Genomic DNA, 24,181 nt, shown 5'->3' with positions numbered 1-24,181 from the left:
ATGCATAGGCATCGTCATGGAACCGAAGCCCGCAGCGTCGACCAAGGGAGGCGTGCATGGAAAATCTGGCACTGATCGTCTTGCTTCTTGCCATCGTCGTCCTGAGCTCCATGCTGGCCAGGTCGTTTGCGCCCACCGTCCCGCTGCCGCTGATCCAGATCGCGCTCGGATCGCTGGTGGGGCAGGTTTCGGGCTTGAAAGTGCAATTGGAGCCAAGCATTTTCTTCCCGCTGTTCCTGGCACCCCTGTTGTTCCTGGATGGATGGCGCATTCCTCGCGAGGGCCTGTTTCGCGATGCGCGCCCTGTCATGTCACTGGCATTTGGGCTTGTGCTGTTCACGGTATTGGCGGCTGGATATTTCATCCACTGGCTGATCCCCACCATCCCCCTGGCGTTCAGCTTGGCTCTTGCTGCCATCCTTTCCCCCACCGACACCGTGGCCGTGTCATCCATCGCCACCTATGCGCCGGTGCCGCGCCACCTGATGCTCATCCTCGAAGGCGAATCGCTCCTCAATGACGCATCGAGCCTGGTGTGCTTTCGCTTTGCCATCGCTGCGGCGTTGACGGGAAGCTTCATATGGGGCCCGGCGATTGGCACGTTTGCATGGCTGGCCGTGGGCGGACCGTTGATTGGCGTGCTGGTATGCGTTGGCGCCAACGTGGCCAAGGACTGGGTTGCCAATCGATTTGGCGAGGAGGTGGGCGCCCAGATACTCGTCAGCCTGATCATCCCTTTTGCCGCCTATCTGTTTGCCGATGCCGTGGGCGCATCGGGCATCCTGTCTGCCGTGGCCGCCGGGGTAATGATGGGCATCGAGGAACGTGCAGGCAGGGCGTCTGCTGTGACGCGCATTCGTCGTCTTGCGGTGTGGGATGCAGTGCAGTTCGCCGGAAATGGTGTGATCTTCGTGCTGCTTGGCCAGCAACTGCCGGGCATTGTTCTTGGTGCACGCCTGGCCATTCAACAAACCAACCGAAAGAGCGAGCTTTGGCTCGTCCTGTATGTGCTGAGCATCTGTTTGTTTCTCATGCTCGTTCGATGGCTCTGGGCCTCCGCCACGATCAGGCGCCTGCCGCCCAGCGACGACATCAAAGCGCAGGAGCCTTTCGTAAGCACGCAGCGCTCCGTGGCCATCACTGCATTTGCCGGAGCACGTGGAGCCGTCACGCTGGCGGCCGCCATGACCCTGCCACTGGCCATGGCCGACGGCACGCCCTGGCCTGTGCGCGACCTCACCATCCTGCTGGCGGCTGGCGTGATCGTGATCTCGCTCGTAACGGCCAATGTGGGGTTGATATGGCTGACCCGCCCATTCAAGCGATCGCCCAGAAGCGCCCTGGACGAGGAGCGTGAACTGCGCTCATCTTCCGCGCGCGCAGCCATCATTGCCATTGAACGTGTTGTCAGGGAAGTGGATGAGGAAAGCGCAAGCCGCAGCGTGTATGCGCGAGCCGCACAGCGGTTGCAGAACCACTATCGGCGACTCGCTGAATTCAGCAGCACAGGCGATGAACCTTCCGCGCGGCTAAGCGAGATCCGTGGTATCGAGAAAAGTCTTCGACTGACTGCACTGGACGCGGAACGCAAGGAGCTCTATCGCGTGTCGGTGCTTGGCAAGCAAAGCGATGAATTGATCCGCAGGCTCGTCTATGAGATCGACCTGCAGGAGTCCCAGCTCTGCGCAGATCCTCGAAACAGGACAGCACGAGAGCCGTCGGCGCATGGAACCGGCGAATGATCCAGTGACTCGAAGGCGGACGCGAAGCTGGCCATGGATGGCACGCGCCACCTCATGAATCGATGAATCCGCGGCGCGAGGCAATCGTGACGGCATGCGTGCGATCTGACGCACTGAGCTTGGTCAGGATGCTCTTCATGTGTGCCTTGACTGTCTCTTCGGAGATGAAGAGGGATTCCGCGATGAGGCGATTGGACATCCCCTCCTTGACCAGGCGCAACACGGCGAGCTCGCGTACCGTCAGGCCAGCCATGCCCTGATGCGCCTGAAGCTCATCATTGATCTCACCGGCGATGACCTGATGGCCGGCTGACGTGGTGCGAATTGCTTCAATGATTTCTTCGCGACTCGCCGACTTCAACAAATACGAAGTCGCGCCAAGATTGAGCGCCTGCGTCACGCGCGCATCACCTGGGTAAATGGTGAAGACCACGACCGAGGCATCCGGCTTGGCCTGGCGAATGGATGCCAGGGCCTGAAGTCCGTCCACGCGGGGCATTTGCAGGTCAAGCAGGGTCACATCCGGACTGAGCGACGAAAACATCTCGATCGCCTCAGCGCCATCAACGGCCTCGCCGATGACTCGCATGTCCTTTTCAATCTCAATGGTGGAGCGCAGACCATCCCTCATCATGGGGTGATCGTCGACGATGAGAACGCGGATTGAGCTCTGGCTTTCCACGGCAGCGGCACTCCTGCAAAGAGGCCTCCCAAAAACCACCCGGCCCCGGCTTGCATTAGCAAACGATTACTCCGCCATGGCAATCCCCCTTACGGGTAGTTCATGGGGCGATGTGGTCGCAGCGTGAATGACTTCGCGTGAAGGCGCACACCGGGGATCCACCCGGCGCTTTCGTTACAGACATGACTCACTTCCTGGAGCGAAGTCGCCAGGCGTACCTCATCATCAAAAAATCCCTCTTTGGAGTAGTTCAGAACGCACCGCCTTTGGTCGCACTATCAGCCATTACACGGACATGTCCTGACTTGCACAGAGCGCGTCGCGCGGGAGGCCGAGATGGCTTGGATTGAGCATGTTAGGGAGCCCGCCGGCTCATACAAGATGGCGCAGGCCACCTTCGCCAATCTGCGCCTTGAGCTGTGGCACGTGGCCTCCGGAGGCTTCAAGCCCGGGACGTTCGACTGCAACGAAGTTGCTTCCGTGATTTCCGGCCGCACGCGGACGTGGCGATCCAGCAAGGGCGTGACACAGGAGTACCTGATCGAGCCCGGTGCGTCTCGCATCAGTCCTGCCGGCATCTACGAAACGGAAGCGGGCCTCTCTGATCCGGTCGACATCCTTTACGCCAGGCTCCCTTCACAGCTGGTTGGGGAGAGCGCCCTGAGCGACTTTGGTATCGACCCTTCCAAGGTCGAACTCGCCTACGCCGGAGGATTGAAGGACCCCATGCTGCGGCAAATCATCCTGGCGCTTCACGGTGTCATGAGTGACGCCGATGATCCGTCGCCCTGCCTTTTTGTCGACGGCATGCGTGCCGCGCTGGTCGGGCATTTGCTGAGCAAGTACACCATTGACCGCTGGCAGCCCCCCATAACCCTGCCCGACCTGGACCCTCGCCGCCTCAAGCGCGTGCTCGACCTGATTGAAGTGCGCTTCACCGAACCATTGTCGCTCGCCGAATTGGCCGCCGAAGCCTGCCTGAGCGAATACCACTTTTCGCGACTGTTCCGCGCAGCGACCGGCCTCTCCCCCTATCGATACGTTACGGTTCGCCGCGTGCAGGCTGCGCAGCGGATTCTGGCCCACACACGGGCCTCGCTGCTGGAAGTGGCCCTGGAGACGGGCTTTGGGTCACAGGCCAACTTCATTCGTGTCTTTCGCAAATGTACGGGCCTGACGCCCGGCCAATATCGCGGCCTGCACTGCAGTAAAGACTCGTTGGCCCTGGAGGGCTGATTCACCTTCGACCGCCATGCCCTCCCCGCCCTTCCGCACCGCTGCGACGAGCGGCGGATGCAGCTGGCATGAGTCGCGTAATTTCACGTTTCAATCACGCAAAACGCGTGACCTATGAACGCCCGAGACGCTTGTGCTATTAGCTGCCATTTCCAGCTGCTGAAGCCTCGCGGAGAATCTCTTGTCCCGGCGTTGCCCTGCGCGTTCCGCTCGTTCATTTCGTGCGTTTCGTGTAGCGCGGAGCGTCATGCTCCTTGCGCTCTCCTGCTGCGCCGTGGCGAATGGCCAGCCCATTGAGCCGGGCCAGTACGTTCACCAGTCCTGGACTGTTCGCGACGGCGCCCCTTCCGCGGTGTGCGTGATCGCCCAGGCGCCGGACGGCTATCTCTGGCTTGGCACGGGAACGGGGCTGTTCCGTTTTGATGGCGTGCAATTTTCGCCCTATCGGTTGGCACCCGGGCAACACCTGCTGTCAAACGACATCACCGCACTGACGTTTGCCTCCGATGGAGGATTGTGGATCGGGTCCTACGCGGGCGGCGCAAATCTGCTCAAGGATGGCCAGCTCACCTCGTTCTCTTCCCGCGAGGGTTTTCCGTCCGGATGGGTGCTGGATTTCACCGAAGGCCCCGATGGCGATGTGTGGGTGGCCACGGGGCAAGGCCTGGGTCGTTTTGACGGCAAGCACTGGCAGTCCATCGGCAATGACTGGGATTACCCGGAAGACCGCGCAGACTGGGTCGTCTTTGACAAGGCGGGCACGCTGTGGGTTGCCGCGGTCAACCAGCTTAGATTCCTGCAACGGGGCGCGTCGAAGTTTCAGGCCACCAATGTTGCGCTCGCACCTGGCGCCACACTGGCCATCGACAACACGGGCACGCTGTGGGCGTCAGACCGATTGCACGGCACGCGCCCCTTGCGGGGACTATCCGCCGATCATCCAACCCTGCCGCGTATCGACACGCTCCCCGTCTCGGATGAAAACGCAGCGTTGCGCCTGGCGTTCGCCCAGCTTGGAGGATTGTGGGGATCCGGCCTGGGCACGGGTGTAGTGCTGCACGTTGCTGATGCGGCGCGCATTGGCGCCGCACAAAACGTGACACCAGCGGCGCTCACCGAGATTTTCAGTGCTCCACGAGGCCTGACTGCCGACACCGCCATTCCGGTAGCCAGCGACCGCGAGGGCACCGTGTGGGTCGGCACCAGCGTGGGAATCGACAGCTACCGACGCGGCCGCGTGGGAACGCTGCGGGACTTTCATATCGAACCCAGCGCCCACGTAAGCGCGACCGAGGATGCCCACCATCACTTGTGGCTGGCGAGCCAGAACAAGGTATATCGGCTCGACAACGACACCTTTGTCCCCGTGATCACGGACGCGCCTGATGTCCAGGGCCTTCTCCTCACGCGCAACGACACCCTGTGGGTCATCGGCTTTCGCGATCTCTACCGCGAGCACGAAGGGCATCTGGAAAACGTCCCGCTACCCAATCATCTTTATTCGTCGCGCCTCAAATTCGTTGCGCCAGGATTGAACGACGACCTATGGGCCTCGATCGACGGCATGGGCATTTTTCGTTTCACCAACAATGCCTGGGTGCCCTGGACCCCTCGCACGAAGGGCGTAAAGCTGAGCCCCACCACGGGTGCCGCAGGCCTCGATGGATCGTTATGGCTTGGCTACACCGGAAGTGAAGTGCTGTACGTGGACAGGACGGGAGGCGAACACTTTTACGACACGCACTCGGGCCTGGACATCGGCTCGGTGCAAGTCATCAGCATGGGGACGCAGGGACTCTTGCTGGGCGGAAATTCGGGGCTCGCGCGCTTCCACCAGGGCGCCATTCAATCGCTGACTGATCGCGACTTCCCGGACCTCACCGCCATTACCGGCATCGTGCAGGAAGCCGATGGAAGCACGTGGCTCAACACGGGTCGAGGGATTGTCTACTACACCGCACAGGAACTGGAGCGCGCCTTCGGCGATCCGCACTACCACCCGATCGCCAAACGCCTGGATTTCCGGGACGGCGTCCAGGGTGTGGCGCGACAGGGACAGCCCACGCCAACCATGCAATCGGATGACAAGGGGCGTCTTTGGTTCCTCACCGGGGAGCAATTGCAGTGGATGGATCCGGCGAACCAGCCACGCAATCCGCACCCGCCGCCGGTACATATAAAAAGCGTCCTGTCCGGCGGCAAGTCATACAGCGCCGCCGACAGCATCACGCTGCCGCCCGGCGGCGCGTCGCTGCAAATCGACTACACGGCGCTCAGCCTGGCGTCCCCTTCGCGCGTGCGATTCCGTTACCGGCTCGATGGCGTGGACAAGGACTGGATCGACCCGGGCGCACGCCGACAGGCGTACTACACCAACCTGCCTCCAGGCACCTACCGCTTCGATGTCATCGCTTCGAACGATGACGGCATCTGGAACAACCAGGGGGCAAGCATCGCCATCGACCTGCCGCCACGGTTTTATCAGACGGCGTGGTTCCACATGCTGGAGATATTGCTGGGCGCCGGCGCACTCGGGCTGGCGTATTTACTGCGTGTGCGCCGCGTGGCCCACAATGTCCTGCTGCAATCGGAAGCGCGGCATGCCGAGCGCGAACGCATTGCGCGCGAATTGCACGATACGTTGCTTCAGGCCATCCATGCCCTGGCGCTGCGCTTCCAGTCGGTGGCCGCCACCATTCCGGAAAACGATCCTGTCCAGCAAGGCATTCGCAGCACGCTGAAGCTTGCCAGCGGATTCATCGTGGAAGGCCGGGATCGCGTCAAGGCGTTGCGAACCACGCTGGCGTCCATTCAAGCGCTGGCGGCAGCCGTACTGGATCTGGCGCAAAGTCTGGAAAAAGCGTCATCGGTCACTGTCGTCGCGCAAATCGACGTCGATGACCAGGCGATTGATTCCGCCCTGGGCGATGAGCTTTTTGCCATCTGCCGGGAAAGCCTGATCAACGCTTTTCAGCACGCCAATGCAAGCCGGATCGATGTGCTCATCGGCACCAGAAAGCGGCACCTCCATATAAGCATTGCAGACAACGGAACAGGCATGGCGCCGGATGTCCTGGCGCGATCGGCCGAAACAGGCCATTGGGGCCTGGTGGGCATGCGTGAGCGCGCAAGGCAACTGGGCGCACATTTTGCGATCACCTCCGGCGCAAGTGGAACCACGATAGCCCTGAGGATGCCGTTGCGAACCTTGCGGCGCCGCCTGCTGCACGCCCGCGTATCGTGACCCACGGTCAACGGCAGGTGCTTAGCCACCGCCAGGAATCCAGTACTTCCAGCGCGGCCCGGCGGGCAGCAACACTTTGTGCCGTCGCAAACTGCACCCGCAATGCGTAGCGCGCCTGATCCTCGCGCCGGGAGGTTTCATACAGGTCCAGCCAGCCGTCGCCACGATTCATCAGGTGCTCCACCCATACCGCGCCCGGCATGCGCTTTTCTTCGGTTGCCTTCAACACCCAGCCCTGCTTCAACGCATCGCGGTATGCATCGGATGCCTTGTCGGCACCCCATGTGTAGCTGGCGGAAATCGAAAGTCGTGCACAGGCGTGCGGCTCACACGGATGCCCCACATCCATGGCGATACCGCTGCCATCGTGATTGACGGTGACATGCGACACCGCCTCCGGTTGCACGATGCGATAACAAAACGTGGCGTTGACATATTCGTTGCCAGCGCACGCCTGGCACGAAACGAGCAGCGCCGCGATGGTGGCAAATGCGCCTTCGCAAACGGAGAGCGCGCGCGACACCATCAGCGTGCCCTCACCCGGCGCGACTTGTCAGTGGCCCGCATGCTCGTGATCTTGGATGCTGGCGTGGAAGGTACGATCATGCGGGATCGCTGCAACAGTTCGCGAAAATGCGTGACCACGGGACGCAAGGCCACCTTATGCCATGCAACCCACAGGGCGGTGCGATAACTCATCCAGGGCACCTCGCGAAGCACCACGCCTTCCGGCGCCTGTTCACGCAGGCTCGTCTGGACCATCGTCACGCCAAGGCCTGCTGCAACCAGGCCGAGCGCCGCAAGAGGTTCGGTTGCTTCCATGGTGATGTCTGGCACAAAGCCCGCCTTGGCACAGGCGGAAATGAAGTTGTCGTGCCTGAGGGCGCCTTCCTTGTGCATCACGCCAATCCATTTTTGTGCTGCCAGGTCCTGCGGCGTCAATGACGGCGCCCCGGCCAGCGGATGATCCACCGGCACGGCGAGCAACATGGGATCACTCAGCACCTGCGAGGATTCAAGTTCGGGATCATCCACTGCCACCGGCTCACAGATCAGCGCCACATCAAGGCTGCGTTGGCGCAGCCCCTCCAGTTGCGCCGCGTTGGAATAACTGTAGAGGGCGATATGCACGGCCGGCCGTTCCCGCTGCAATTCGCGCAACGCGTTGGGAAGCACGCCCGAATGCATGGCGTTCTCCAGGTAGCCGATGCACAGGCCGCCCTCATCGCCGCGACCCAGGCGCCGAGCCATGGACTCCAGGCGCTTGGCGTGCGCCAGGAAGGCCTGCGCTTCGGCGAGGAAGATCCTCCCGTCAGGCGTGAGCTTGATGCGCTGCTGGCTGCGCTCGAACAGGGTGAGGCCCAGCTTTTCCTCGAGCTGCGCAATCTGGCGACTGAGCGGCGATTGCGAAATATGCAGGCGCTCCGCCGCTCGGCCGACGTGCTCTTCCTCGGCCACGGCGACGAAATAATTGAGCTGGCGAATGTCCAGCATGACAGACCTCGAAGGACTTAACTTAGCCATATTATGTCTTGGACAGACTTAACTGGCCACCCTAGACTCGCTCCATTCCCCCACCATCTGGAGCCCGCATTGAGCATCAAGGATAAACTTCCCGCCGGCGCCGTCCTCGGTTTTGGCACGGCACCGCTCGGCAACATGTTCCGCAACATCCCTGACGAAGAGGCCGCCGCCACGGTGCAGGCCGCCTGGGATCAAGGTGTTCGCTTTTTCGACACTGCGCCGTTTTATGGAGCCGGCCTGGCCGAAATTCGACTGGGCCAGGCCCTGGCCGGCCGCAAGCGTGACGACTACGCCATCAGCACCAAGGTGGGCCGCATCGTGCTTGACGAAGTGATCGCCGGCCCGCAGGCCTTTGGCGAGAAAGGCACGCTGTTTCAGCACGGCCGAAAGAACAGGGTCATCAACGACTACTCGGTGGACGGCACGCTGCGCTCCATCGAAGACAGCCTGAAGCGACTGGGCACGGACCGCCTGGACATCGTCTGGGTTCATGACATCGCACAGGATTTCTACGGCGATGAGTGGCTCGCCCGTTTCGAAGAGGCACGCAAGGGAGCGTTTCGCGCGCTGACCCGACTGCGCGACGAGGGCGTCATCAAAGGCTGGGGCCTGGGCGTGAATCGCGTGGAACCGCTGGAAATCACGCTCGACCTGGACGAAGCCAAGCCCGACGGTTTCCTGCTCGCGGGCCGCTACTCGCTGCTGGACCACGAACGCGCCCTTCAGCGACTGATGCCGGCCGCCGCGGCACAGAACGTGGAAATCGTCGTCGGCGGACCGTATAGCTCAGGCATTCTCGCCGGTGGCGCGCACTTTGAGTATCGGCAGGCTTCGGCCGAGATCATCGCCAAGGTGGAACGCATCAAGGCAGTGGCACAGAAGCACAACGTCAGCATCAAGGCGGCCGCGCTTCAGTTCGTCCTGGCCAACCCTGCCGTTGCCGCTGTTATCCCGGGCGCAAGCAAGCCCGAGCGCATCCTGGAAGACCGCCTTGCCATGTCGGAGGTCATTCCAGCGGCCTTCTGGGTCGATCTGCGCGAACAGGGTCTCGTCGCGCCTGACGCTCCGCTGCCGATCGATCACCGCTAAGGCACACGGGGAGCACGTTGACTGCCGAAGCTTCCCCATGAAGGCGAGCCATGCTCAAGAGGAGCATGGCTCGCGTCGGCAGACGGTGCCCCGACGCAACGCAAGACAGCATCAATTGGGCCATGGTGCCTGCATCCATGCTTTCGACCGGTACCTGTCCCAGCTGTCCGGAAGGACGGTGACGATCGGCCCGCTCACCTGGCCGCTCGCTGCCACGCGCATCGCCGCTGCCACGTTGGTGCCGGATGATCCGCCCACAAGAAGGCCCTCCTCCCGAATCAATCGACGAGTCACCTCAAAGCTTTCGTCATCGGAAATGCGCTCGACGCTGTCGATCACGTCGCGATGCAGGTTAAGTGGCGGCTCGGCCGCGCCTATGCCTTCCACGGCGTACGATCCGTCAGGGCCAGGCGAGCCTGTTTCAACCCACGCCGCCAGAGCCGACCCCACGGGATCGGCCAGCACGACCCGAATGTCCTTGTGGTGCGCCTTGAGTCGCCGGCCAACGCCGGAACTGCTGCCACCCGTGCCGGCACCCGCCACAAAAGCGCCGATGCTTCCACCCGTCTGTTCGAGAATTTCCTTTGCGGTCGTTTCCTGGTGAATGCGGACGTTGGCGGGATTGCGGAACTGGTCCGTCAGGAACCAGCCGTTTTCGCGAGAAAGACGTTCGGCAACGTTGCGGAAATTATCGGGGCTCGATGGCGGCGCGTTCGGCGTAATGATCACTTCTACGCCAAGCGCCGCCAGCGTGCTGCGTTTGTCGATGGACATTTTCTCGGGCATCACACAGACAAGCCGGCAGCCGCGAGCCGCCGCCACCAACGCCAGGCCAGCACCCGTATTGCCCGCCGTGCCCTCGATCAACGTCATGCCCGGGCGCAACACCCCGCGTGCTTCCGCGTCATCGACAATGGCCAGCGCGATGCGGTCCTTGATCGAGCCACCCGGATTCAGATGCTCGCACTTCACCCAGATCTCGCAGGGCAATCGGCTTCCGATTCGTCGAAGGCGCACCAGCGGCGTGCCGCCGATCTGCTGGAGGATGTCCTGGCTCATCGTTTGATCCATTCATGCCAGATGCCAGTGTGGCACGCCGCACCGCAGTGCAGCGTCGTACGCGCACCAGGACACTTGACCCATCACATGGGTGACGTCAACGGCGGCCGGCAATGTCCGATGCACTGAGCGTGCCTTGCTGCCCTCCGAAATGGCTCGTGACGTAGTTCGACAGCGCGGCCACTTCCGCATCGGAATACGAACGCCCGAAGGAAGGCATGAACACCTCTTGCCCATGAACTTTCAACGATGATCCGTTGAGGATGATCTGCGTGAGGTTGGTGGCATGCGGATCGCGCACCGAACGCAAGCCCATCAGCGTGGCGTAATCGGTCTGGCGCCCCTGCCCGGCATCGGTGTGGCAGCCGGCGCAGGCGCCATCGAACAGCTGCTTGCCGAGGCTGGCCGTATTTGCGCCAGGCATCGATGCGTCGTGACCGTTTGGCGTCACGTCACCACCTTGCTGTGGCTTCACATCGCGCAGGTAGGCCACAAGGGCGGCCAGGTCGGATGGCGTGAGGTACTGCAGGCTCAGGCCCACCACTTCGCCCATCGGGCCGGACGCCGTTCCACGGCCGGCTGCATGCCCCTTGGAAAAGTAATCCGTCAACTCCTGGTCGCTCCAGGCGCCGATGCCATGATCCTTGTCGGAGGTGATGTTGTAGGCATTCCATCCATCGACCGGCGCACCGGCCAGCGCCTTGCCGCCATCCATCGCGAAGGCAACGTTGCGCGGCGTGTGGCATTCGCCGCAGTGACCCAGCGCCGTGGCGAGGTAGGCGCCGCGATTGTAGGCATCCGACTTGCCGGGCTCAGGCTGGAAGCGCTCCTTCTTGAGGAACACCGCGTTCCACAGGCTAAGCCCCCAGCGCTGGTTGAACGGGAACGACAGATCGTTGGGGCGCGCGCTCTGGTGCACCACGGGAAGGCTGAAGAGATACGCCTTGATGGCAAGGATGTCATCGCGACTCAGCGCGGTGTACGAGGTAAACGGAAACGCCGGGTACAACGGCCGCCCTTCCTTGTCCACGCCCGCATGCAGGGCGCGGACGAAATCATCATCACTCCAGTCGCCGATGCCGGTTTCCTTGTCGGCGGTGATATTGGACGAATAGATGGTGCCGAACGGCAGCTTGAACGGCACGCCGCCCGCAAAGGCACGCCCTTCGGGCGTCGTGTGGCATGCCGCGCAGTCGGCGGCGCGCGCAAGATATTCGCCACGCGTTATCTGCGCCGGCAAGTCCGCGGGCGTACCTGCCGCGACGGGCTGCGTCGCGTGTTCGTCGCCGCCGTGTGTGACGGTAAGCAGTGCGTACGCCGTGAACGCGATGCCGCCCACGAAAACCACGCCGACGATGATCGCCAAAGTGCGCCAGATCTTCATGCGGGTGTCTCCCATGGCGCTGCGGGCACATAGGCGGCAGCCACGGCCGATTGCAGCGCGTGTTTGTCCTGCACGAGCAGCGAGCGGTCGATGGGCAGCGTGCGCACGCGCACGCCCGTGGCCGCGAAGATGGCGTTGGTCAGGCTGGGCATCGCCATGACGGTGCCGGTTTCGCCAATGCCTCCGGGCGTCTCATTGCTGGCCACCAGGTGCACTTCAATCGGCGGCGTCTGGTTGAGGCGAAGCACGCGGTAGTCGTTGAAGTTGCGCTGCTCCACGGCACCGTGCTTGAGGGTGATGCCGCTATAGAGCGCAGCGCTCCAGCCAAAGACCAGGCCGCCCTGGACCTGCGCCTCGACCGTGTTGGGATTGATGACCGTGCCGCAGTCGACGGCAGCCACCGCGCGCCGCAAGCTGATTTCTCCCTGTGGCGACACCTCGACGTCGGTGATCACGCACAGATAACTGCCGAACGGTGCAGCGAGCGCGATGCCACGACCCTGTCGTGCACCAAGCGTTGCCTTGCCCCAGCCCGCCTTTTCGGCCGCCAGTTCCAGTACGGCGCGTGCACGCGGGTTGTCACCCAGCATGTCCCGCCGGAACTGCAGCGGATCCTTGCCGGCGGTGTGCGCCAGCTCATCGACGAAACTCTCCACCACGAATACGTTGTGCGTAGGACCCACACCGCGCCACCATCCAATAGGCAAGCCGTTGGGCATGTCATGCCGCACCCAATCCACGTGCAGGTTGGGCAGCTCATAGGGCGGCTCGGCGGCGCCCTCCACGGCATCGGGGTCCAATCCGTTCTTGCCCATGGCGGGAGGCGCGAAGGTGGCCATGACCGAAGCGCCGGTGGTGCGATGCGTCCACGCGATGGGACGGCCGTGATCATCCAGCGTTGCGGAAATGCGGTCGTAGTACGCAGGCCGGTAACGATCCTGCGCAATGTCTTCCTCGCGCGCCCAGATGATCTTGACCGGATAGTCCACCTGCTTGCCGATGGCCACGGCCTGCTCGACGGAATCCTCGAACAGGCGACGACCGAAGCCGCCACCCAGGTACTGGTTGTGCACCTGGATGCGCTCGGCCGGAAGACCAGTGACCTTCATGGCCACATCGACGCAACGCGCAGGCACCTGGGTGCCGACCCAGATGTCGCAACCATCGGGCCGCACGTGCACGGTGGTGTTGATCGGCTCCATGGTGGCATGCGCAAGCAGCGGCAGCTGATAGGTGGCGGATATCACCTTGCCCTGCACCTTGCCGACATCGCCCACCTGTCGCGCAAGTATGGGTGTGCCGTGCTCCGATGCCTGCGCCAGATCCTTGAACAGTTGCTCGGTGGAAAAGTCGCCGTTGGCACCGGGACGCCACTCGATGCGCAAAGCGTCCATGCCTTTCTTGGCCGCCCAGTAGTGCTCGCCGATCACCGCGACAGCGTTGTCGAGCCGCACCACCTTGATCACGCCAGGCACGGCCAGCGCCTGCGTGTCATCGACCGACGCCAGCATGCCGCCGAAGGTGGGGCTCGCGCGCACCGTCGCCACCTTCATGCCTGGCACGCGGATATCGATGCCAAAAGGAAGGGTGCCATCCACTTTCTGCGCGGTGTCCACGCGACGCAGCGGCTTGCCGACCAGCTGGAAATCCTTGGGGTCTTTCAGGGCGGGCTTGGCCGGCGGCATGACTTTCGCCGCATCGTCCGCGACATCGCCGTAGTGCAACGTGCGACCGCTGGGAGCATGCGTGATCACGCCACGCGAGGTCGTGCACTGCGCCGGGTCCACTTTCAGTCGATGAGCGGCTGCCGCCACCAGCATGGTGCGTGCGGCGGCACCAGCCTGGCGCAAACTGGTCCAGCAAAACCGCATCGTGGTCGATCCGCCGGTCGCCTGCTCGCCCAGCAACGTGTTGGAATACAGCGCGCGATTGGCTGGCGCGTGTTCGACGCTGATCTGGTCCAGCCCGACATCGAGCTCCTCAGCCAGCAGCGTCGCCTGCCCCGTATACGCACCCTGCCCCATCTCGACGCACGGCATCACCAACTGCACGCTGCCATCCGTGCCCACGCGCACGAAGGCGTTGGGCGCAAATTGCGGATGCCCGGCGTCCAGTCGCGCGCCCTCGGGCAACCCCCACACGCGGCTGGCGCCACCCAGCCACATGAAGGCCACCACGAGACCGCCACGCCGCATCAGCTCTCGGCGCGACGGGTTGATCAGGTCCGCTTCGTCGTGTGCGGGATCAAAACGAACAATCATGATCGACTCCCCGGTGGCGGTGTTGCCTGCAGCTGCTGTCAGGCGGTGGTCTGTGGCAACTCGGCATGACCAGTGGCCGCCTGCTTGATCGCCGCGCGAATGCGCACGTACGTGCCGCAACGACAAAGGTTGCCGGCCATGGCGGTGTCGATGTCCTCGTCGGTGGGCGCAGGTTTTTGCGCCAGCAACGCGGCCGCTGACATGATCTGTCCCGTCTGGCAGTAGCCGCACTGCGCCACTTCGATGCCCAGCCAGGCCTGCTGCACGCGCTTGCCCAGATCGGTAGTGCTGAGCCCTTCGATGGTGACGATCTTCTTGCCCGCCGCGCCGGCAACGGGAAGCACGCACGAACGCACCGGCTGATCGTCCAGGTGCACGGTGCAGGCGCCGCACTGGGCCATGCCGCAGCCGAACTTGGTGCCATAGAGCCCCAGCACGTCACGCAGCACCCACAACAGTGGCATGTCATCGGGGACATCCACAGGCGTGTCCTGGCCATTGATGGAAAGGACGATCATCGAGTTCTCCCCGGCGAATCAGGCAAGTGGAGCGAAGCGGTCGTGGCTGCAGCCCGGAGCACAGGCCCCGCGGCGACCCAAGGAACGAGGGAAATCTTCCTCTGGGCCGGCGAAAAGAGAGGTGAAGGGGTGGCCCTGAAGTTGCCGGATATGCTCCTTTTTGCATGAAACGCTTTGCGCAGATCAAAAAGCGAGGCCTGAATTAACGACGCATAGACGTGATCCGTGGCCGACTGTGCGCATGAACGTCGCCCAGGAATTCGACCCCCTATTCCATGCCGCCCTGGCATTGAATCTCTCTGGCGAAACCGCCGAGGCGGCGCTGATCACCATTACCCGCACGACCGGCTCGACCTTTCGACGGGCAGGCGCAAGCATGCTCGTGCACCAGGACGGCCGATTGGTCTGCGAACTCTCCGGTGGCTGCCCCCAGCGCGACATCGTCCTGCGCTCGCAACAGGCCATGGCGTGCGATGAGCCGGCAGTCATCAACTACGGCCGGGAAAGCAACTTTGATGTGATGCTTGAAACGGGCTGCGGCGGTGAGCTTGAGGTACTCATCGAGCCCTGGCGCCGCCCTGATGACATTGCATTCCTCTACGCCATCGAGGAACTTCGATCCCGACGCACGCAAGGCGCCATGGCTTCGTTATTCACTGCCGATGGCGGCCTGGCATCGGAACGACCACGCCGCCTTGTTCATGGCGGTGGAAAGACCTGGACCAATATCGGACGCAGCACGGTCGAGCGGCAGATCCTGTCGACGCTTCTTTCGGCGGGCACGTCAACCGCGGCAGTCGCCCAGCAAGTGGAACTCGAAGGGCATCGCCGAGACGTGCTGCTGGAATACCTGCAGCCGCCACACGCACTTGTCGTCATCGGTGATGGCATTGGCGCCAGTGCGCTGGTCCAGCTTTCCATGCAGCTGGGCTGGCGGACGACGCTGGTAAATCCATCCAGCGCGACCGAGGTCGCGCATGCAGGTGCGCGCTTCATGTCGGCGACACCCGACATGCTGCTGTCCAGCGTTCCACTGGATTCCCTGACCTCAGTGGTTGTGATGACGCACCGCCTGGATCGCGACATCGCGTACGTGAATGCCGTCGTCAAATCGTCGGCAAACTACATAGGCGTGATTGGCTCACGGAGTCGCGCACAGGCCATTCTTTCCGCGCTTCCCGGAGAAGAGGCACGAGTGCACGCTCCGGCAGGTCTTGATGTGGGGTCCGAGACGCCACAGGAGATAGCCTTGGCCATCGCCGCGGAAATCCTTGCCGTGCGCAACAAAAGGATGGGTGGCCCGCTGGTTCATTCGCGAAACGCCATCCATCCATGACGTCGCCGCCCGTCCGTCTTGGCGCCGTCATTCTCGCGGCAGGAAGCAGCACACGCTTTGGCAGCCCGAAACAGTTGCTGGATATCGATGGCGAGCCCATGGTGCGGTCGATTGCCAGGCGAGCCATGGGGGCCGGCCTGACAACAGTAATGGTCGTCATCGGCTTTGAGGGCAATCGTGTCACTGCCGCCCTGGATGGTCTCGGCGTACACGTGGCTGCCAATCCATCGTGGATCACCGGCATGGGCAGCTCGCTGTCCATCGGTGTTCGCGCGATCGTTTCAATTGAGCCGACGCTGGACTCGATCATGGTCCTTCTGGGGGATCAGCCAGGCATACGCGTCGCTGATTTGCAGGCGATGATCGCTGCGCACACCCAGGCTCCCGACCGCATCGTTGCCTGCGCGAACGAGGAAACCCTCGGGCCGCCGTGCATCTTTCCGCAGCGCTATCGAGACGAACTCATCGCACTGGATGGCCACGCTGGCGCCCGGCACCTCCTGGAGCACCATGCAGACATGGTCGATGGCTTCACGCTACCTGCGGCATTCACGGATATTGATACGCCATCGGACTACATCGCATGGAAAACCGGTAATCCGACCTCTTGAACGACGCCGGAGCAACCACGCAAAGTCGCAGGCACCGCCCGATAACATCACCGAAAACACCTGCCGAAAAGCCCTCTAACAAGGCGACCTCACGAAGCCCGCAAGACACTTGATTCACTGCAATAGGCCGGGCCAGGCGCTCCGCCCCGATGTCGGCGAACAGGGCTATCCCGCGTATCCAGGCACCCATGCCAGGCTTAGCAGGCTCTCGATGTGTCCCTCGGCCAGCTTTACCCAAAGTTCCAACATGCTGACGAACGACAAGCCGCGCATGTGCCACGGACCATCTCCCGTCTCGATGTTTTCGAGCCAGACAATGCCCGATCGGAAGGCACTGATGGACCACCCGGATTCATGGGTCAGTGACACATCGGGGTGTTCATTGCTGGCGAGACGAAGCGATTCAAGCAAGGCGGCCATGTCCTCGATCGACGGCTCGCGAAGAGTCTCGCCGGACCTGTTGCACGCAAAGCAGTTCATCGCCTCTACCTTTTTTGTGGGATGCGCCTCGCGCCTGACGCACACGTTGCTGGCGCTCGTGTCCGAGCAGTCCCTGGGACGCACAAATACCAACGGCGTTCCATTCATCAGGTGCGCGCTATCGCCACCCGCCGTCCACCCCGAAAGATTCGCCCGGCGGCCGCCTCAAAAAGCGACGGAATTCCTGCCGCTGCGTTTTGCTTCGTACAGGGCGGCGTCTGCGCTGCAATACGCTTCAGTGAACGTACCGCCACCGGGCGTAAAGCTGACCCCGAAGCTCGCCGTTACGATGCGGCCGACGGGCGCGTCGAACGGCGTTGCAGCCACTTGTGCACGCATGCGCTCTGCCAGTGCAGCAGCGGCATGCAGCTCCATGCGCGGCAACACCACGGTGAACTCTTCGCCGCCGACGCGGCCGATCTCAACAGGCTCAGGCGTGATGTTCCGCAAACGCGCAACCAGTTCCACGATGACCGCGTCGCCGGCCGGATGCCCATGCTCATCATTGATGCGCTTGAAATGATCGATATCCAGCACGATCAGTGCAATCCCATCGCTGCGCAGGTGCGCCTCGACGAGTTCGATGACAGCTCGCCGATTGAAGGCACCGGTCAAAGAGTCGTGCCTCGCCTTGTGGTCGAGCTCGGCGGCGAGCTGGGTCAACCTGGCGTTGAGTGCGTTGAGTTCGCGCTCCTGCCGGTCGCTATGCATGATGACGCGCCGGGTTTCGCGCACCAGCCGACGAAACCGGGTAATGAGCGTACCCAGTGCATCGCGATAGCTCTTGGCATCGAGCGATTCCAGGGCATGCGTGTCTGCGGCAGCACGCAGCGCCAGTTCTTCGGCTTCAAAGAGATCGTGCTCGCCCATCACTCGGAAGTTGGCAAGTCACGGAATTCGAGCGCACTGAAATCGTCACGCAACTCACTGCCGAAGTCCGCGATGGTGTCGTCCTCCGGGTCGTAATGCCAGTTCAGCACGACATGCACGCCACGTTCGGCCGCACTGTTCAGTGCATCGAAGAAAGCGAACAGCATCTTGGTGCTGGAGCTGTTGAAGTAGATCAGCGCAACGTTCACCGAGATCGTGGTGCCTTCGTCGCAGCTGGCCAGATAGTCATGCAGCTGCTTGATGATGCTGCCATAGAACGCAGCGGCGTTCTCCGGATACGACTCGCCCTTCAGGGTGAGTTCGTTCGTATCGAAGCGAAAGTCGACCTCGGGGGAGTCCGCCGTTGCCGCAAGGTACAGATTTTCCATCGTTGCATTGCTCATGTCAGACAGTCACTTTTAGATAGAAAATCATGTCATCGTGATTTTCGAGGGGTGCGAACTCGAATTCCAGCGGCTTGCTGGCATCGCGTGCGACCGTGAGGAACCCGAGGCCCGCCCCTTTGCTCCCCTCCGGCTGCTCCGCGCGCAGCGTGTCCTGGTAGGCGCGCTTGATCTCTTCCAGCGTCATGGTCTTGAGCGGTTCGAGCTTTTCACGCAACGGTCCGATGTCATGGGCGGCCACGCGATTGGAACACATCAGGTAGAAGCGATCCTCGGTTTGGCCGATGCAGACCGAACCCTGGCGGACTTCAGCATCGTCCTGCGTCACCGGAGTGAGCGCCTCGGACGAATAGTGAATGATGTTCTGGGCCATCTCCACAAAACACGAAAAAAGCTTGCGCTTGACCGCGGCGGTGGTGTCCGCCTGCTTCATGCTCAACTTGATCGTTTCAGCCATGGCGGAAACGATGGTCTGGGAGAAGTAGCCGTAGTAGTAGAAGACGATCTTTCGCTCTTTGACAAAGTCCGAAAATATGCGGTACTCGGAATGGTTCATGTGGTTTCTCAGGGTACTCGCAGGCAGATAAGGGAAACGTCGTCACGACGTCGATGTTGCCCCTGATACTCGACATGCGCCTGCATGATCGCGGCTGCCTGTGCAGGCGCCGGCATGTCACGGCCATCGTGCAGCAGCTGGCGCAGGCGACGCTTGCCGAAGCTTATGTTTCGGGGGCCGCCGATCTGGTCGGTCAGGCCATCAGTGGCTGCATACAACAGGTCGCCCTGCTGCAGCGGCAATGTGCGGTTCATCCAACGATGGTCGATAGGCGTGGCGACGTAACCGACGCCGACCCGATCCGTTTCGTGCGTGGCGGCCGTCGCCGCCCCCGCCGAAAGCACATGCAGTGGCATGCGTGCACCCGCATAGGTCACCAGGCGGTCCCTGAGATTGACCCACATGAACAAGGCATCCAGTCCATCGTCGGATTGTTCGCCCACAGTCCGCGAGCCGATCTGTCCAAGTGATTGCTTGATCTTGTGGTTAAGCGTGCCGAGCAACTGAGCGGGATCGGCCGGCCCGTCGCGCTCCAGCGCCTGGGCCAGCCACGACGAGGAGATCAGCGTCATGAAGGCGCCGGGCACGCCATGCCCGGTGCAGTCCGCCATCGCAATGAAGACACCATGGTCGAATTTGGCACACTGGAAAAAATCCCCGCCGACCGTATCTCGCGGCTGCCACACAATCGCCGAATCCGGCAGCTCCGCCTTCAGGACTTCCTGCGAGGTCTGCAGCATCGCGCGCTGAATGACGCTCGCGTAGTCGATGCTTTGCATGATCTGGCGATTCTTGGCCTCCTGCAGGTCGGCGACCCTGCCCATGAGGTCCAGGCCGAAGCCGATGCCGAGGAATTCGTTGTCGCGTACCACGAGGAATCCGTCGGCGAGCGCATTTGTCTGGCTGTCGGCTACCAGTTTTGCCGTGCGCTCAATCGATGTATCCGCTTCGATGATCAGCGGCTGCAGGTCCATGAAGGCCACGCAGCTCTTGTGTTCATGCAGCTCCTGCCGGAATGGCTTGGCCATTTCGGACTGGAACGTGTGCCGCTTGATAAGCCCGCGCACGCGCGTGCCATCGACCACCGGGAGGCTGATCAACTCCCGATGCTGGTCGAACAGGTCGCGTACGGTCGCGTTGGTGTCCGACGAGGCGACCGTGGGTACCGGGCGGCAGAGGATTGCGGCGCACTGCATCTCAGCTGGCCCGTAACCCCGAATGATCGGAGTGATGTGTGATGAAGTCGCCATTCCGCCCCCTTGCTGCAAATAGCATCAAAAGGTTTGATGACGAATTGATGACAGGCCGCGCAGCGCGATGCTGGCTGAAAAGCGCAACACGGCAAGAAGCAGCCTGCTATAGCTGGATAATGCCGCGCCTTACTGCGGTCACCACGGCGTGGGTGCGGTCGCTGGCGTCCAGCTTGGAGAGGATGCTCTTCATGTGCGACTTGATGGTGTCTTCGCTCACACCCAGCTCGGTACCAATCTTCTTGTTGCTCAAGCCTTGAGCCACGCGAGTCAGGACCTGCAGTTCCCGTTCGGAGAGCATGTCCCCGCCCATGTACTCGACCAGGTCCGACGCCGCAGCGGGAGACATGACGCGGCGCCCTGCCCTGACTGCCCTGATGGCATCGCGCAATTCCTTTCTCAGCGAAGCCTTGAGCAGAAATCCGCTGGCACCCTGCCTGATGGCATTGGTGACCTGAACGTCGCCCCGGTAAGTCGTCAAAACAAGAATGCATGCACCCGGAAATTCCGCGCGGATCGCACACATGGCGTCGATGCCACTCATGTCAGGCAATTGCAGATCCATCAGGGTGACGTCAGGGCGATGCTCGCGAAAGGCATCAATGGCCGACCGGCCATCGGCGGCATTCGCAACAATGCGCATGTCCGTCTCCCCGGACAGCGCAAAGGCCACGCCGTCGCGCAACAGCGGGTGATCGTCGACCACGAGCACGGTGATCACGCCTGGGTTGCCGAGCGGCTTTGACACGTCATGCCTCATCGCGGTCAAGTGAACGTACCCGGCGGCCGGTGAACATCATACCCACGAGTTCGCGCCATCGACGCCATGGCCCTGGTGCATCACGAAAGGCGATGTCTGCCGGCACCAGCAGCTCAACCGCGGTGCCGATGCCCGGCCGACTGGAAAAGGTAAGGCGTGCACGGAGGGTCGTGGCGCGCTCATGCATGCCTTGCAAGCCCCAGTGCCCCACGGGGCTGCTTCCTGAAAGCATATCGACATCGAAACCCGTTCCGTCGTCGACCACGCTGAGCGTCAGGTGCCGCCGCCCGTAGGTCACGTTCACGTCGATGTGACTGGCGCGCGCATGGGCAAAGGCATTGGCGATGGCCTCCTTCGACAGACGCAGGATTTCCTCTCTCACCGCTCGGTCCAGCGGGCGACGGGCACCCTCCACGGTCAGCCGGAACGCCGTAGCGGTGTCGCGTGCCCCATCCTCGCCGGCCTGGCGGATGGCGTCTTCCAGGTTGGCGGCCTTGGGCTCTCCCATCCGCAGCGTGGTGACGCGGTCGCGGCCCTCGATGATGACTTCATCGGCGTGGTCGAGGGCCTGCTCCATCAGTTCGCGCGCCGGTTCCGTCGGCGGTATGCGCTCCATGGCGGACTGGAATCGCAACATCAGGCCCTGCACCGCCTGCAGGAAGGTGTCGTGCAATTCGCGCGCAATACGTTCGCGTTCGGCATGCCGCTCATCGAACAGGGTGCGCATCTGCGTCTTGACGTGCACGAGGCGCCAGGCGAACAGCATCCATAGCGACAGGGCCATCAGCGCCACGACCAGCAGCATGAAAAGACTGGTCTGGTAGAACGCCGGCTTCACGGTGAACGCCAGTGGCGCAGCCTCTTCCCATGCATGGCCATCGAGGCTGGCCGCCACGCGGAAACGGTAGGCGCCCGGCGGTAGATCCGTATAGAAGGCCTGGCGTCGCTGGCCGGCATCGATCCACGTTTTTTCGCGCCCATCGAGGCGATAGCGGAAGCGAACGTGCTGGGGCACGGCAAGGGCGGTTGCCGTGTAATCCAGCTGCACGTCGTGCGTGAGTGGTGGAAGCGACAGACCCTCGGCCAGCGGATAGTGATTCCTGTCCGCTACGAGACCTTCCACATGGACGGGCAGCGAGGCGCTCGTCGCGCTGGCTGCATGGGGTTCGAACGATTGCAGCGCGACGCCATTGGCAAGCCACAGCGAGCCATCGGGTGCACGGGCCATCTTCTTCTGGAACGGCGCCGCACCAGGATGCATACCATCGAGTACGTCGATCACGTTCGCACTCACCGCATGCGTCGGATGATGCAGCGCATCCCCGATATCCGCGAGCCCGACCCTGACCAGGCCGCACGGCATCGCCAGCCACAGCGCCCCATCCTCGCCGTCGACCACGCCATGGATGGCATCGCAAGGCAGGCCGTCCTTGGCCGAAAGCACGCGCAACAAGCCATCCTTGAAAACGATCAGGCCCTTTGCCGTGCCTCCCGCGACCAGGCCGTCCTTTGCCACGGCGATGTCGAACACAGTGGTGTTCAAGCCCGTCGTCACGCGAGGCCCTGTCGCACCCAGTTGTACCAGGTCGCCGTGCTGCAGGCCCAGCCAGATGTGGCCCGCTGCATCCGACGCCATCGAGCGTGCCGAGGGAAACTCAGGTGGCGCCAGGGACTGCACCGCCTGGCCATCATGGATGCGAACGACCCTGGATGGATGTCCGCGCATCACCGCCCACACGTCACCATCGCCATCTTGCGCCATCGCGAAGGCCATGCCCTTGAGCGGCTTTCCACCCCCATCGGTGACAGCAGTAAATTTTCCGTCCGCGTAAATCCAGAGCCCTTCGTCGATGCCAACCCACACGCGTTGCGCGCTGTCCTCAAAGAGCGCCGTGACTTGTGTGCCCGGCAATTCCTTGCCTGAACGAAGCGAATGAATTTCCCCATGATCGAGCACGTCCAGGCTACTGGCTGTGCCGGCCCAGATCCTGCCATCCCGGGTGGCGAGCACGGAGTCCACCTCGTCCACGCCCAGCCCCTCGCGTGTCGTGTAGGTCCAGACCTTAAAGTCGCGGAACCGATCGATGCCTGCCGACGTACTGACCCACATGTTCCCTTCCCGATCCTCGAAGAAGGAATAGATGCTGTCGCTGGTGAGGCCATCCTTGGTGGCGAAGTGATCCACGTGGCCGGAGGCGATTCGGTAGATGCCGCGATCGATGGTGCCCACCCACAATGCGCCCGAGCGATCGCGGTACATGGATTGCACGGCCAGATCGCTTCCCGACAACGCGGAAGCCTGGAACGACCGCCACTGTTCGCCCACCAGTTGTTGCAGACCCAGGCCGGGACCCGTCATGGGCAGGCCGGCCCAAATTTCTCCGGTTGGCTCACGCGCCAGGATCAGGCTGCCCGGGGTGCCCGCCTTGATCTTCGCCTCGATGGGATAGGTTTTGGACTGTGCATGTTCGCGCCATTGGACCAGCGCTGTATCGGTGCCCATCCAGAAGGTGCCCTTGCCGTCGGTGATCATGCGATCACAACAGATGCCCGCGGCATTGAGCCCATCCTGTTTGCCATGGCAGATCACGCCCGCACCGGCAACCTCGCATAGCGGCTTGGCTTCCTTGCTGAGCGTAAGCAGCCAGACCCTGCCGTCATCACCCTGCGCAAGCGACAGCACCGGGGTGTCGATGCCGGCATAGTCAGTGAGCTTTCCATCCTTCCAGCGACTCAGTCCCGCCTGCGTGCCGATCCAGAGGCTGCCATCCCTCGCGGCGAGCAGCGCCACGACGAAGGGGCTGGCCAACCGGCTCTCGGTCAACGTATCCAATGGTACGAAGCGCGCGCCGTCGTATCGCACCACGCCTGCCTGCGTGCCTATCCATAGATAGCCGTCCGCCGTCTGCGTCATGGGATAGGCGGGTGCGGGAAGTTCGCCGTCCTGCAAACGCCAGCCGGTGTGCCCGTACTGGGAAAGCAGCCGGCCGGCATCCACCGCGTGTGTGATGCTGGCAGCGCCAAGCCACGCGAATAGAACAAGCGCAACCATCCAGCACAACCCGCTGGATCGGCGGAGATGCAAGCGTGAAGTGCTTGCCTCGCGATACACCACTGTCTTCGCCTCCCATTTGCCTGTGACGTGCGATCTTCGCCGACCGCGGGCCAATTGCAA

General features: G+C 62.5%; 20 protein-coding genes. 6 read left to right on the top strand and 14 right to left on the bottom strand.

All coding sequences use genetic code 11. The features are described from left to right. Positions 1-56: 56 nt before the first annotated feature. On the top strand, positions 57-1,742 hold the full coding sequence (locus DK366_RS13295) for a Na+/H+ antiporter (protein WP_109126042.1): 1,686 nt from the start codon (positions 57-59) through the stop codon (positions 1,740-1,742). A gap of 52 nt (positions 1,743-1,794) precedes the next feature. Here the strand turns inward: DK366_RS13295 and DK366_RS13290 are convergent, their stop codons facing one another. Further along, positions 1,795-2,424, bottom strand: a complete 630-nt coding sequence (locus tag DK366_RS13290) for a response regulator transcription factor (RefSeq protein WP_109126041.1) — start codon at positions 2,422-2,424, stop codon at positions 1,795-1,797. 381 nt (positions 2,425-2,805) lie between these two features. On the opposite strand from DK366_RS13290, the gene DK366_RS13285 reads away from it, so the two are divergent. Further along, a complete protein-coding gene (locus DK366_RS13285) occupies positions 2,806-3,660 on the top strand; it encodes an AraC family transcriptional regulator (RefSeq protein WP_198651549.1) in 855 nt (284 codons plus the stop codon). 247 nt (positions 3,661-3,907) lie between these two features. Next, on the top strand, positions 3,908-6,904 hold the full coding sequence (locus DK366_RS13280) for a triple tyrosine motif-containing protein (protein ID WP_109126039.1): 2,997 nt from the start codon (positions 3,908-3,910) through the stop codon (positions 6,902-6,904). Positions 6,905-6,911: 7 nt separating this feature from the next. Here DK366_RS13280 and DK366_RS13275 read toward each other — a convergent pair whose 3' ends face one another. Together DK366_RS13275 and DK366_RS13270 are read right to left on the bottom strand one after the other, a co-directional pair. Beyond that, positions 6,912-7,430: a hypothetical protein gene (locus DK366_RS13275; protein WP_109126038.1), complete on the bottom strand. Its 519-nt coding sequence runs from the start codon at positions 7,428-7,430 to the stop codon at positions 6,912-6,914. Continuing rightward, positions 7,430-8,398 (bottom strand): LysR substrate-binding domain-containing protein, encoded by a 969-nt coding sequence (locus DK366_RS13270; protein ID WP_109126037.1) that lies wholly within the window; start codon positions 8,396-8,398, stop codon positions 7,430-7,432. Before DK366_RS13270 ends, DK366_RS13275 begins: the two co-directional genes overlap by 1 nt. 99 nt (positions 8,399-8,497) lie before the next feature. On the opposite strand from DK366_RS13270, the gene DK366_RS13265 reads away from it, so the two are divergent. Then, on the top strand, positions 8,498-9,517 hold the full coding sequence (locus DK366_RS13265) for an aldo/keto reductase (RefSeq protein ID WP_109126036.1): 1,020 nt from the start codon (positions 8,498-8,500) through the stop codon (positions 9,515-9,517). A gap of 111 nt (positions 9,518-9,628) precedes the next feature. Here the strand turns inward: DK366_RS13265 and DK366_RS13260 are convergent, their stop codons facing one another. The 4 genes from DK366_RS13260 to DK366_RS13245 all read right to left on the bottom strand — a co-directional run bounded on the left by DK366_RS13260 (position 9,629) and on the right by DK366_RS13245 (position 14,739). Beyond that, positions 9,629-10,576 carry a cysteine synthase family protein gene (locus DK366_RS13260; protein WP_109126035.1) on the bottom strand — a complete coding sequence of 316 codons (948 nt, stop codon included), beginning with the start codon at positions 10,574-10,576 and terminating at the stop codon, positions 9,629-9,631. A 97-nt stretch (positions 10,577-10,673) separates the two neighbouring features. Then, positions 10,674-11,960 carry a c-type cytochrome gene (locus DK366_RS13255; RefSeq protein ID WP_109126034.1) on the bottom strand — a complete coding sequence of 429 codons (1,287 nt, stop codon included), beginning with the start codon at positions 11,958-11,960 and terminating at the stop codon, positions 10,674-10,676. Continuing rightward, a complete protein-coding gene (locus tag DK366_RS13250) occupies positions 11,957-14,221 on the bottom strand; it encodes a xanthine dehydrogenase family protein molybdopterin-binding subunit (protein ID WP_109126033.1) in 2,265 nt (754 codons plus the stop codon). The genes DK366_RS13255 and DK366_RS13250 overlap by 4 nt, the downstream gene beginning before the upstream one ends. Before the next feature lie 38 nt (positions 14,222-14,259). Then, positions 14,260-14,739 carry a (2Fe-2S)-binding protein gene (locus DK366_RS13245; RefSeq protein WP_109126032.1) on the bottom strand — a complete coding sequence of 160 codons (480 nt, stop codon included), beginning with the start codon at positions 14,737-14,739 and terminating at the stop codon, positions 14,260-14,262. Between the two features lie 160 nt (positions 14,740-14,899). On the opposite strand from DK366_RS13245, the gene DK366_RS13240 reads away from it, so the two are divergent. After that, complete coding sequence (locus DK366_RS13240; RefSeq protein WP_157956526.1) at positions 14,900-16,075, top strand: XdhC/CoxI family protein; 1,176 nt, start codon at positions 14,900-14,902, stop codon at positions 16,073-16,075. Beyond that, positions 16,072-16,686, top strand: coding sequence for a nucleotidyltransferase family protein (locus DK366_RS13235; RefSeq protein ID WP_109126030.1), 615 nt, complete (start codon positions 16,072-16,074; stop codon positions 16,684-16,686). The genes DK366_RS13240 and DK366_RS13235 overlap by 4 nt, the downstream gene beginning before the upstream one ends. 165 nt (positions 16,687-16,851) lie before the next feature. Here the strand turns inward: DK366_RS13235 and DK366_RS21415 are convergent, their stop codons facing one another. From DK366_RS21415 to DK366_RS13200, 7 genes are all read right to left on the bottom strand, one after another. Continuing rightward, on the bottom strand, positions 16,852-17,106 hold the full coding sequence (locus tag DK366_RS21415) for a hypothetical protein (RefSeq protein WP_198651548.1): 255 nt from the start codon (positions 17,104-17,106) through the stop codon (positions 16,852-16,854). 225 nt (positions 17,107-17,331) lie between these two features. After that, positions 17,332-18,036: a GGDEF domain-containing protein gene (locus DK366_RS13225; RefSeq protein ID WP_109126028.1), complete on the bottom strand. Its 705-nt coding sequence runs from the start codon at positions 18,034-18,036 to the stop codon at positions 17,332-17,334. Further along, positions 18,036-18,440: a DUF1987 domain-containing protein gene (locus DK366_RS13220; protein ID WP_198651547.1), complete on the bottom strand. Its 405-nt coding sequence runs from the start codon at positions 18,438-18,440 to the stop codon at positions 18,036-18,038. The genes DK366_RS13225 and DK366_RS13220 overlap by 1 nt, the downstream gene beginning before the upstream one ends. A gap of 1 nt (position 18,441) precedes the next feature. After that, positions 18,442-18,996 carry a SiaB family protein kinase gene (locus DK366_RS13215; RefSeq protein ID WP_109126027.1) on the bottom strand — a complete coding sequence of 185 codons (555 nt, stop codon included), beginning with the start codon at positions 18,994-18,996 and terminating at the stop codon, positions 18,442-18,444. 8 nt (positions 18,997-19,004) lie between these two features. Next, entirely contained in the window at positions 19,005-20,264 is a 1,260-nt protein-coding gene (locus DK366_RS13210) for a SpoIIE family protein phosphatase (RefSeq protein ID WP_198651546.1), read from the bottom strand. An 88-nt stretch (positions 20,265-20,352) separates the two neighbouring features. Then, positions 20,353-20,994, bottom strand: a complete 642-nt coding sequence (locus tag DK366_RS13205; protein WP_232821035.1) for a response regulator transcription factor — start codon at positions 20,992-20,994, stop codon at positions 20,353-20,355. 1 nt (position 20,995) lies between these two features. Further along, positions 20,996-24,058: a sensor histidine kinase gene (locus DK366_RS13200; RefSeq protein ID WP_109126024.1), complete on the bottom strand. Its 3,063-nt coding sequence runs from the start codon at positions 24,056-24,058 to the stop codon at positions 20,996-20,998. Positions 24,059-24,181: the final 123 nt, after the last annotated feature.

The sequence above is a fragment of the Dyella sp. C11 genome, from assembly GCF_003121485.1.
Lineage (GTDB): Bacteria > Pseudomonadota > Gammaproteobacteria > Xanthomonadales > Rhodanobacteraceae > Dyella.
Note: the sequence above shows the minus strand (reverse complement) of the source record. Positions and strands in the feature narration are given on the sequence as shown.

Coding starts and splice junctions, on each gene's coding strand:
- DK366_RS13295 (WP_109126042.1), top strand. CDS start 57: ATGGAAAATCTGGCACTGATCGTCTTGCTTCTTGCCATCGTCGTCCTG.
- DK366_RS13285 (WP_198651549.1), top strand. CDS start 2,806: ATGGCGCAGGCCACCTTCGCCAATCTGCGCCTTGAGCTGTGGCACGTG.
- DK366_RS13280 (WP_109126039.1), top strand. CDS start 3,908: ATGCTCCTTGCGCTCTCCTGCTGCGCCGTGGCGAATGGCCAGCCCATT.
- DK366_RS13275 (WP_109126038.1), bottom strand. CDS start 7,430: ATGGTGTCGCGCGCGCTCTCCGTTTGCGAAGGCGCATTTGCCACCATC.
- DK366_RS13270 (WP_109126037.1), bottom strand. CDS start 8,398: ATGCTGGACATTCGCCAGCTCAATTATTTCGTCGCCGTGGCCGAGGAA.
- DK366_RS13260 (WP_109126035.1), bottom strand. CDS start 10,576: ATGAGCCAGGACATCCTCCAGCAGATCGGCGGCACGCCGCTGGTGCGC.
- DK366_RS13255 (WP_109126034.1), bottom strand. CDS start 11,960: ATGAAGATCTGGCGCACTTTGGCGATCATCGTCGGCGTGGTTTTCGTG.
- DK366_RS13250 (WP_109126033.1), bottom strand. CDS start 14,221: ATGATTGTTCGTTTTGATCCCGCACACGACGAAGCGGACCTGATCAAC.
- DK366_RS13245 (WP_109126032.1), bottom strand. CDS start 14,739: ATGATCGTCCTTTCCATCAATGGCCAGGACACGCCTGTGGATGTCCCC.
- DK366_RS13235 (WP_109126030.1), top strand. CDS start 16,072: ATGACGTCGCCGCCCGTCCGTCTTGGCGCCGTCATTCTCGCGGCAGGA.
- DK366_RS21415 (WP_198651548.1), bottom strand. CDS start 17,106: ATGGCCGCCTTGCTTGAATCGCTTCGTCTCGCCAGCAATGAACACCCC.
- DK366_RS13225 (WP_109126028.1), bottom strand. CDS start 18,036: ATGGGCGAGCACGATCTCTTTGAAGCCGAAGAACTGGCGCTGCGTGCT.
- DK366_RS13220 (WP_198651547.1), bottom strand. CDS start 18,440: ATGAGCAATGCAACGATGGAAAATCTGTACCTTGCGGCAACGGCGGAC.
- DK366_RS13215 (WP_109126027.1), bottom strand. CDS start 18,996: ATGAACCATTCCGAGTACCGCATATTTTCGGACTTTGTCAAAGAGCGA.
- DK366_RS13200 (WP_109126024.1), bottom strand. CDS start 24,058: ATGGTTGCGCTTGTTCTATTCGCGTGGCTTGGCGCTGCCAGCATCACA.